This is a genomic window from Streptomyces sp. CB01249, from assembly GCF_001905735.1.
In the GTDB taxonomy this organism is placed as follows: domain Bacteria; phylum Actinomycetota; class Actinomycetes; order Streptomycetales; family Streptomycetaceae; genus Streptomyces.
This window is the reverse complement of sequence record NZ_LISW01000009.1, coordinates 191,610-201,168: the sequence shown is the minus strand read 5'-3', so window position 1 is coordinate 201,168 and position 9,559 is coordinate 191,610. Positions and strand designations below refer to the sequence as shown.

Here is a 9,559-nt window from a genome sequence, read left to right as displayed (position 1 = left end):
CCGCATTGTGCCCGGCGGTGTCCGTCAGGCCTCGCGCACCGTCGCCAGCACCTCGTCCCGGACCCGGGCCATCAACTCGCCGGTGCTCGCCTCCACGTTGAGCCGCAGCAGCGGTTCCGTGTTGGACGGGCGGAGGTTGAACCACCAGTCCGGACCGCTGACGGTGAGCCCGTCCAGGGTGTCGGCCGTGACGCCGGGGCGGGACTCCCAGCCCGCGCGGACCGCCGCCGTGCGGGCGGCCTGGTCGGTGACCGTGGAGTTGATCTCGCCCGACGCGGCGTACCGCTCGAAGCGGCTGGTCAGCGCGGACAGCGGACCGTCCTGGCCGCCGAGCGCGGCGAGGACGTGGAGCGCGGCCAGCATGCCCGTATCCGCGTTCCAGAAGTCGCGGAAGTAGTAGTGCGCGGAGTGCTCGCCGCCGAACACCGCCCCGGTGCGGGCCATTTCGGCCTTGATGAACGAGTGGCCGACCCGGGTACGGACCGGGGTGCCGCCCGCCGCGCGGATCACCTCGGGCACCGCGCGCGAGGTGATGAGGTTGTGGATGACGGTCGCGCCCGGGTGCCGCGCCAGCTCGCGCGAGGCGACCAGGGCCGTGATCGCCGACGGGGAGACCGGGTCGCCGTTCTCGTCCACGACGAAGCAGCGGTCCGCGTCGCCGTCGAAGGCCAGCCCGAGATCGGCGCCCTCGGCCCGCACCCGCGCCTGGAGGTCCACGATGTTGGCCGGTTCCAGCGGATTGGCCTCGTGGTTCGGGAAGGTGCCGTCCAGCTCGAAGTACATCGGCACGACCGTCAGCGGCAGCCCCGCGAGCACCGTCGGGACCGTGTGGCCGCCCATGCCGTTGCCCGCGTCCACCACCACCTTCAGCGGACGGATCGCGGACAGGTCCACCAAGGAGTGCAGATACGCGGCGTACCCCGCCAGGGTGTCCTGCCCGGTGACGGCACCCGCGCGGGCGGCCGGGGCCGGCGCCCCCTCGTCCGTCCACCGCTCCACGAGCGCGCGGATCTCCGCGAGACCGGTGTCCTGGCCCACCGGCTCCGCACCGGCCCGGCACAGCTTGATGCCGTTGTACCGGGCCGGGTTGTGCGAGGCGGTGAACATCGCACCGGCCAGCCCCAGCGAACCCGACGCGTAGTACAGCTGGTCCGTCGAGCACAGCCCGATCTCCGTGACGTCCGCACCCTGCGCCGTGGCGCCCCGCGCGAACGCCCGGGCAAGACCGGGGGAGGAGGGCCGCATGTCGTGCCCCGTCACGATCGCCTCCGCACCAGTGACCCGGACGAACGCGGCACCGAACAGCTCAGCCGTCGTCTCGTCCCACTGGTCCGGCACCACACCGCGTACGTCGTACGCCTTGACGAGCCCCGACAGGTCGGTCCGGGGCGTCGGTTCAGTCACGGGCGTCGTCATCGGTGTCTCCAGAGGCGGTACGGGAAGAGGGCGGGGCGAGGAACCACACGGCCGTGTCGGGCGGCAGCGCGTCCCCGTCGAGCGGTCCACTGCTGAGCAGCGGGCGGCCGGGCGCGGGTACGGACTCGGCGCCCAGATTGACGGCGCACCCCAACTCCCCGCGCCGGAACACCAGGACGGGCGCCCCCGGCTCCGAGAGCCAGACGGGCGGCGCCGCCGGGTCCGGGGCCGGATGGGCGCGGCGCAGCCGGAGCGCCGCCCGGTACAGGGCGAGCGTCGAGCCGGGGTCCGTCTCCTGCGCGGCGACGGTGAGACCGGCCCAGCCGTCGGGCTGCGGCAGCCAGGTGGCCCCGGCGTCCGCCGTGGTGAAGCCGTACGGCGCCCGCGCGCCGGACCACGGCATCGGCACCCGCGCCCCGTCGCGCCCGCGCTCGGTGCGGCCGGACCGCTCCCACAACGGGTCGCGGATGCGGTCGACGGGCACCTCGGCCTGGGGCAGGCCCAACTCCTCGCCCTGGTAGAGGTACGCGGAGCCGGGCAGCGCCAGCATCAGCAGCGCGGCGGCGCGGGCCCGCGCGAGCGAGCCGTACCGGGTGACCGGACGCACCGCGTCATGGCTGGAGAGCAGCCAGGTGACGGCCGCGCCCGGCACCCCGAACGAGTCGTCGATGACGCGCCGCAGCTCCGCCGGGTCCCAAGCCGCCTCCAGGAAGGCGAAGTTGAACGCCTGGTGCATCTCGTCCGGGCGGATGTAGCGGGCCAGCCGCGCCGGGTCGAAGACGGCCGACTCCGCGACCATCACCCGGTCGTGCGGCGCCACCGCCCCCGGCGGCGCCGGATGGGTGTCGAGCAGCGCCCGCCACTCGCGGTACAGCGGGTGCAGCTCCTCCTGGTCGTAGTACGGCATCAGGTGGTTGCGCAGCGGATCGGCGTGCTGCCCGGGCCCGGCGTCCGGCAGGCCCTCCGCCTTGAACAGGGCGTGCGCCACGTCCACCCGGAAGCCGTCCACCCCCCGGTCCAGCCAGTAGCGCAGGACCTCCGTGAACGCGTCGCGCACCTTCGGGTTGCGCCAGTTCAGGTCGGGCTGCTCGGGGGCGTGCAGATGGCAGTACCACTCGCCGTCCGCGACCCGCGTCCAGGCGGGCCCGCCGAACGCCGACTGCCAGTCGTTCGGAGGCAGTTCCCCGGCCTCGCCCCGCCCCGCCCGGAACAGGTACATCTCCCGCTCCGTCGACTCCGGGCCCGCCGCGAGCGCGTCCAGGAACCATGGGTGGCGGTCCGACGTGTGGTTCGGGACGAGGTCCACGATCAGCTTGAGGCCCAGCTCGTGGGCGCGGGCGGTCAGCCGCCCGGCGTCCGCGTCCGTCCCCAGGTCCGGGGCGACCCCCGTGTAGTCCGAGATGTCGTAGCCGCCGTCGGCCAGCGGCGACGGGTAGAACGGGGTGCACCACACCGCGTCCGCGCCCAGGTCCCTGATGTGTTCCAGGCGGGCGGTCAGGCCCGCCAGATCGCCCGTGCCGTCCCCGTCCGAGTCGGCGAACGCCCGGGGGTACACCTCGTAGCAGACCATGTCCTGCCACCAGCTCATGCGGGGACTCCTTCGAAGAGGGCCGGGCCGGGCGACAGCACGTGCTGCTCGGCGCCGGTCGCGGCGGCGACCGTGGCCGCCTCGGCGACCGCGACCGCCGCGAAACCGCTGACCGGTCCGGCCACCGGGGGCGCGCCGGTCCGGGCCGCCCGCACCAGGTCGGCCATCGCCGCGCGCACGCTCTGCGCGTACACATACGGCTTGCGCGGCTCGCCGCCGAGGTCCAGGACCGCGGTCACCCGGTGCGGCACGGTCCGCACCTCGCCCCGGCCCCGGGCCGGCGCGGCGGACCCGGCGTTCCGCTCCACGCGGACGGTGATCCGCTCACCGCCGCCGGGCCGGAACCCCTCGACGGCCAGCAGGTCGTCCCGCAGCCCCGGCAGCTCCTCCCAGGCGCGGGCACCGTCCTCGTCCACCCAGGCCGTGATCTCCGCGTGTACGGGGATCCAGCCGCTGATCCGCGTCTCCGCGAACCCGTGGTCCAGGCGCATCAGCTGCCGCTCGGCGCGATGGGCGTGCGTGAAGGAGTGCAGGTGCGAGGCGAGCACGCCCCCGGGGTGCACCACATCGGCGCTGACCATGTCGACCGGGCCGCCGGGGCGGCCGACCGCGGTGGCCCGCACGCTCAGCGGATCGGTGCCGAGGAGGGCCCGGGCGGCGTCGAAGAAGTGGACGCCGTGCTCGATGAAGATGCCGCCGCTGTGGGCCGGGTCCCAGAACCAGTGGCCGGGGCCCAGGTCCTCGTCGGACGCGTCGTTCTCGAACAGGAACCGGCGCGGCGGCGCGAGCAGCCCCCGCCCGGTCAGCCGCTCGACGGCCCGCAGCAGCGGGTTGTAGCGCAGTACGTGGTCCACGACCAGGGCGCGCCCGGCGAGCCGTGCCTCGTGGACGACCGCCGAGGCGTCCTCGGTCGTGGTGGCGAGAGGCTTCTCGCAGAAGACGTGGCGCCCCGCGCGCAGCGCGGCCGTGGCCATCGCGGCATGGGTGGCCGGCGGGGTGGCGATCAGCACGGCCGCCACGTCGTCCCGCTGAAGGAGCTCGTCCAGCGAACCCAGCGCCGGGACGCCGTGCCGCTCACCGAGCAGCCGGGCCCGCTCCCGCGAGGGGTCGGCGACCGCCGCGAGCCGCAGTCCGGGCAGCCCGGCGATCGCGTCCAGGACGAACTCCGCGAACCCGCCGCAGCCGGCCAGGCCGATACCCAGGGCGCCGTCCGTCATGCCGTGCGCTCCAGAAGGGCCACGCCGATGTGCGCGTCGGCCATGCCGTAGAACACGTACAGCTCGCCGTCGATCTCCTCGATCGCCGTGGGGAAGACGACGTTCGGGACGGTGCCCGAGCGCTCCTCCTCGGTCTCCGGCGCCATCAGCGGCTGGTCCGAGCGGGCGAGGACACGGGACGGGTCGGCCGGGTCGAGGATCATCGCGCCGGCCGCGTACGACACGTCCTGGTTCTGCGCCCACGGGTCCTCGATGGAGCCCGACACGCCGTGGTGGATGAGCAGCCAGCCCTCGGGCACCCGGATCGGGGCGGGGCCGCCGCCGATCTTCAGGGACTCCCAGGGGAACTCGGACAGGGCCAGCAGGCGGTGGTCGCGCGGGCGGGTCAGCGCGGTGATGTCGGCCTCCACCTCGGCGGCCGGGACGTAGCTGATCCAGATGCCGGGCCGCTCGTCGGTGACCCCGGCGGGCAGGTGGACGCCCTCACCCGGGCGGAACCAGCCCAGGTCCCACATCGGGCGGTGCAGCATCGCGTACGCCGGCTCGCCGTCCGGGCCCGGGACGGGCTCGGGGAAGTGGACGACGTCCTTGTTCGGGAAGAGGTTGAGGTCGGTGTCCAGGTCCGGCTGGTAGGCGAACTGGATCGGGCCGAGGCGGGTCCAGTCGGTGAGGTTCTCGGACACGGCGAGCGCCGGCTTCGGGCCGAGCGGGCCGTAGGCCACGTAGCTCATGACGTGCTTGCCCAGCGACGGGACCCAGGTGACGCGCGGGTCCTCGACCCCGGCGTTGTTCTTGCCGCGCTCCCAGCCCTCGTCGGGGGAGAGGACGGTGCCGCGGCGCTCGACGCCGTTCGGCACGCCCGCCTCGTCGAAGGTCACCTCGGCGAGGCCGACGCGGGAGACGTTGCCCTCGGCGACCAGGCGCGGCAGCAGGTGCAGGGTGCCGTCCGGGGTGCGGCCGGAGGCGGGGTTCAGGACACCCTCGACCTCGTTCGCCTCACCGGCCAGCGGGGACATGACCACACCCTTGCGCACCATGCGGTAGGGGATGTGGGTGGCGGTGGTGGTGTTGCTCATGGCGATTAGCCCTTTACTCCGGAATCGATGTCGGTAGAGGTGAAGTGGCGCTGGAACAGGAGGAACAGGACCACCGCGGGGAGGGCCAGCACACAGGCGCCGGCCAGCAGGGCACCGGCCGGGTTGGCCACCGTGCCCTGAAGGTTGGAGAGGAAGCTCGCGAGCGAGACGGCCAGCGGCTGCATGTCCGCGTTCTTGGTGACGAGGAACGGCCACAGGAACTCGTTCCACGGACCGATGAACGTCAGCAGCAGCGCGGTCAGCACGGCCGGCCGGGCCATCGGCAGCGCGATCCGCCACAGGATGCGCAGCTCGCTCGCGCCGTCGATGCGGGCCGCCTCGAAGAGCGACTGAGGCATCTGCGCGAAGAACTGGCGGAACAGGAACACGGCCGTCGAGTTGATCGCGAACGGCAGGATCATGCCCAGGTAGTTGTCGCCGAGCCCGTAGTCGCGGACGACGAGCACGTACAGCGGCAGCGTCAGCAGCTGGAACGGGATCATCTGCACGAGCAGGAGGGCCGCGAAGACCGCCCCCTTGCCCCGGAAGCGCAGCTGCGCCAGCGCGTACCCGGCGAGCACGCCGAACACCAGCGTGCAGATCAGCACCCCGATGGTCATGATCCCCGAGTTGAGCAGGGACCGGCCCAGCGAGATCGCGCTGTTGACCGCCGCGTAGTTGTCACCGGTCAGCCCGGATGGGACCGCGGCCGACAGGTCACCGACCGTCTGCCCGCGCAGCGAGCCGACGATCATGTAGTAGAAGGGGAACAGGAAGGCGACGGCGCCGAGCGACAGCAGTACGTAGCGGACGGCGTTGCCCCCGGCGAAGCGGCGGGTGGGCCTCGGTGTGGTGGCGCTCATGTCAGTCGCCCCTCTCGGTGAGCTTGCGGGCGGCGATCGACACGACCATCACGAAGGCGACGAGCACGACGCCCAGAGCGGCCGCGAAGTCGGGGTGGCCCTGCTCGATGCCCTTCTGGTACATCAGCAGGACGGGCGAGGTCGACGCGTGGTCGGGGCCACCGCCGCCGGTCAGCAGGTACGGCTCGCTGAACAGGTTGGCGCCGGTGATGATCGCGTAGATCACGACGAGCGTCGTCGCGGGCCGTACGCCCGGCACGGTCACCGAGAAGAACTGCCGCACCTTGCCCGCGCCGTCCATGGCGGACGCCTCGTACAGCTCCTTGCCGACGTTCTGCAGCGAGGCCAGGTACAGCATCACGAAGAAGCCGAGCTGCTTCCAGGTCACGAACACGGCGATCATCGGCATCGCGAGATGCGAGTTGACCAGCCAGGACGGATCCGGGGCGTGCGAGCCGAGCAGGTGGTTGACGAACCCGTCCGAGCCGAAGAGGAACTGCCATACGGCGACCAGGGCCACGCTCGCCGTCACATACGGCACGTAGAACGCGGCGCGGAAGAACCCGCGTCCCCGGATCTTCGAGTTCAGTGCCGCCGCCAGCACCAGCGAGAGGCCCACTGTCAGCGGCACGTTGATGACGAGGAAGATCAGGATGTTGAGGAACGCCTGCCCGACCACCGGGTCCGTGAAGACGTCCCGGTAGTTCGACAGCCCCACCCACGGCGAGTCGATGTCCGTGCCCGGCGCGGTGAAGTAGAAGCGGTGGAAGGAGATCCACACCGTGTAGACCAGCGGGACCGCGAAGACCACCACGATGAACAGCACGTACGGCGACACGAACAGCGCGCCGGCCCGCGACAGACCGCGCCGTGCCCTGCCGCGCGGGGCGGCCCCACTCGTGCGTACGGCGCCGGGCGCCGCGTCCAGGTTCACGCTCATGACGGGTCCCCGTACTCGTTCAGCAGGCCGGTGATGTCGGACGACGCCTTGCGGAGCGCCGCGTCCGTGGACTCGCGGCCGAACACGACCGACTTTGTCCACTCGTCGCGGAACGTCTGCCAGATGTCGATGGAGCCCGGCACGTTCGGCACCTCGACCACGCGCTCAGCCTGGTCGGCGAACGCCTTGTACATCGGGTTCTTCGCGAAGTAGCCGGGATACTTCGCCGTCAGGTCCTCGCGCATCGGCATCTGGCCGGTGGCCTCCAGGAACTTCCCGTCCTGCGCGGCGGAGCTGGCGAACTTCAGCACGTCCCAGGCGGTGGCCCGGTTCTTGCAGGCGCTGAACATGGCCGCGGACTTCTCGTCGCTGAACGAGTGCTTCCCGCTCCCGCCGTCGGCGGTCGGCACCGGTGCCACCCCGATGTCCACACTGTCCTTGTACGCGGCCACCGCCCACGGGCCCACGGTCGCCATGGCGGCCTTGCCGTCGTTGAGGGAGTCGCCCGGATACTGCTCCTGGGGCGCCAGCTTCTCCGCGTACAGCGTGCGCCAGAACGCCGCGACCTGCCGGCCCGCCGCCGAGTCGAACTGCGGTGTGCCGTTCTCGATCAGCTGCTTTCCGCCGCTCTGCGCGGCGAACGCCGGATAGAAGTCGTACCAGGGCTGGAAGAAGTCACTGCTCGGCGAGGGCCATATCGCTGCCTTCGCGGCACCGCTGTGCACGAGCTTCCGGGAGGTTTCGAGGAATTCCTCGTACGTCGCCAGCTTCGGGTGCTCGGGATCGAGACCGGCCTTCGCGAACAGCTTCTTGTTGTAGAGGATCATGACCGGATTGCTCTTCCACGGCAGCTGGTAGAACTTGCCGTCGGTGGAGCGGTACTGGTCGGTGAGGGAGCCGCCGCGACCGGCGATGTACTTCTCGCCGTCCGGGAAGTCACTGAGGGGGACGAGGCCGTTCTGCTTCTGGAAGGTCGGCACTGCCGCCGGCGAGGTGTTGAAGGCGAGACACGCCGTCGTCCCCGCGATGATCGAGGCGCTGATGGCCTCCTCGGAGGTCTTGCCGGCCGGGATCTGCTGCGCGGTGACGTGCTGGTCGGGATGGGCCTTGTTCCACGCGGCGACCATCGCCCTGCCCCACTGCACCTCCTGCGCGTTGTTGGAAAGCCAGACCGTGATCGGGCCGCGCGCCTCGGCGGCGGTGGCCGGATCGGGAGCCGACCGGCCGCAGGCCGTCGCCGTGCCCGCGAGAGCGAGCACGAGCAGCGCGTACGCCGTTCTCCTCAGCATGATTGATCTCCGAACTGTTCACGCGGCCTCGTCGCCGCGCGGAATTCCCGGTCGGCGCGAGCACGACCGGTCGATTGCCCCGTTACGTCACCGGCGGGGCGCCGGCCCCATCGACGCGCGGGGCACGAACTGCGCCGGGGGCAGCCGCACATGGTCGGCGGCTCCCTCGGCGACGACCGCGTCGAGCGCGCGGGCCGCCGCCTCGCCCCAGCCCCGGGCGTCCGCCCGTGCGGAGGCGAGCGGCGGGAAGCTGTACCGCGTCAGGGGCGCGTCGTCGTAGCCGACCAGCGAGAGCTGGTCGGGGACCCGGACACCCAGCTCCTGGGCGACCGAGAGTCCGGCCATGGCGGCCAGGTCGTTGCCGTAGACGATCGCGGTCGGCGGCTCGGCGGAGCCCAGCAGCTGCCGGGTCGCCTGCGCGCCGCCGTCGGGCGTGAACCCGCCGGGCAGCACGGGTCCTTCGGGCAGGCCGAGCGCGCGCAGGGTCTGCTCCCACGCGGTCCGCCGCCGGTGGGCGTGCAGCAGCTCCTGCGGCCCCTCGACGTGGGCGATGCGCCGGTGGCCCAGCTCCGCGAGGTGGCGCACGGCGGCGGTGTACGCCGGTTCGTCGTCCAGGCTCACCGCCGTCAGGCCGTCGCCCCACTCGGGCTGGCCGACCACGACGGCCGGCAGACCGAGCTCCCGCAGCAGCGCGGGACGCGGATCGTCGCGGCGCAGGTCGGTGAGGAGGACCCCGTCCACCTGCTGCTCCGATGCGAGGCGCCGGTAGACGCTCTGTTCGTTGTCCGGGGCGGTGATGTGGATCATCAGCCCGTCGCCGCGCTGCCCGATCACCGCCTCGACCCCGGCGATGAAGGCCGGGAAGAAGGGGTCGGCCCCGACCTGCTCCGCGTCGCGGGCGAGGACGAGCCCGAAGGCACCGGCCTTGCCGAGCGAGAGGGCCCGGGCCTGACGGCTGGGGGTCCAGCCGAGCTCCCGGCTCGCCGCGAGGATCCGCAGCTTCGTCTCCTCGGCGACGCCGGGCCGGTCGTTCAGGGCGAAGGAGACCGTGGCGCGTGAAACACCGGCCCGCCGGGCGACATCCGCGATGGTGGGCTTGCGTGCCATGGGCCTGGACTTCCTTGCCGCGGGCCGAAGACGGGCGCCTTCAAACCGGTTTGACTGCTCGAA

8 protein-coding genes are annotated in these 9,559 nt (G+C 72.4%); all 8 read right to left on the bottom strand.

Annotated features, from left to right (window positions below; translation table 11 throughout):
• Positions 1-24 precede the first annotated feature (24 nt).
• Complete coding sequence (locus AMK18_RS31055; protein WP_073865417.1) at positions 25-1,416, bottom strand: phosphomannomutase/phosphoglucomutase; 1,392 nt, start codon at positions 1,414-1,416, stop codon at positions 25-27.
• Positions 1,397-3,004: a glycoside hydrolase family 13 protein gene (locus tag AMK18_RS31050; RefSeq protein WP_073865416.1), complete on the bottom strand. Its 1,608-nt coding sequence runs from the start codon at positions 3,002-3,004 to the stop codon at positions 1,397-1,399. Before AMK18_RS31050 ends, AMK18_RS31055 begins: the two co-directional genes overlap by 20 nt.
• Complete coding sequence (locus AMK18_RS31045) at positions 3,001-4,221, bottom strand: Gfo/Idh/MocA family protein (RefSeq protein WP_073865415.1); 1,221 nt, start codon at positions 4,219-4,221, stop codon at positions 3,001-3,003. Before AMK18_RS31045 ends, AMK18_RS31050 begins: the two co-directional genes overlap by 4 nt.
• Positions 4,218-5,297 (bottom strand): glycoside hydrolase family 130 protein, encoded by a 1,080-nt coding sequence (locus AMK18_RS31040; protein WP_073865414.1) that lies wholly within the window; start codon positions 5,295-5,297, stop codon positions 4,218-4,220. The genes AMK18_RS31045 and AMK18_RS31040 overlap by 4 nt, the downstream gene beginning before the upstream one ends.
• 5 nt (positions 5,298-5,302) lie before the next feature.
• Positions 5,303-6,160 carry a carbohydrate ABC transporter permease gene (locus AMK18_RS31035; protein ID WP_073865413.1) on the bottom strand — a complete coding sequence of 286 codons (858 nt, stop codon included), beginning with the start codon at positions 6,158-6,160 and terminating at the stop codon, positions 5,303-5,305.
• A gap of 1 nt (position 6,161) precedes the next feature.
• Positions 6,162-7,100 (bottom strand): carbohydrate ABC transporter permease, encoded by a 939-nt coding sequence (locus AMK18_RS31030; protein WP_018103002.1) that lies wholly within the window; start codon positions 7,098-7,100, stop codon positions 6,162-6,164.
• Positions 7,097-8,389, bottom strand: coding sequence for an extracellular solute-binding protein (locus tag AMK18_RS31025; RefSeq protein WP_073865412.1), 1,293 nt, complete (start codon positions 8,387-8,389; stop codon positions 7,097-7,099). Before AMK18_RS31025 ends, AMK18_RS31030 begins: the two co-directional genes overlap by 4 nt.
• Positions 8,390-8,476: 87 nt before the next feature.
• A complete protein-coding gene (locus AMK18_RS31020; protein ID WP_018103004.1) occupies positions 8,477-9,496 on the bottom strand; it encodes a LacI family DNA-binding transcriptional regulator in 1,020 nt (339 codons plus the stop codon).
• Positions 9,497-9,559: the final 63 nt, after the last annotated feature.